1 pseudogene is annotated in these 261 nt (G+C 60.5%); it reads right to left on the reverse strand.

Annotated features, from left to right (window positions below):
* A pseudogene (locus MKK75_RS20120) lies at positions 1 to 261 on the reverse strand (porin); the annotation flags it as partial.

Raw genomic sequence — 261 nt, forward strand, 5'->3', positions numbered from 1 at the left:
TAGAAATCGCGCTGGATGCGGACGCGAATCTGCTGAACCGATTGCTCGGTCGCGGTGCGTACCGGCCCACCAGCGTTAATCGAGGCGACACGAGCCGCTGTATACGCAGTCGGATCCTTGTCAATGTCGATCACGCGGCCATTCTTCACGCCGATCTGGGTGTAGAAGCCCTCCAGGCCGATATCGAGGTCCTTGACCGGTGACCAGATGATGTTCGCGCCAGCGACGAACTGGTACGTGTCACGCAGCGCCTGGCTGAGG

Origin of the sequence: Methylobacterium sp. J-030 (assembly GCF_022829545.1) — a bacterium.
Classification (GTDB): Bacteria; Pseudomonadota; Alphaproteobacteria; order Rhizobiales; family Beijerinckiaceae; genus Methylobacterium.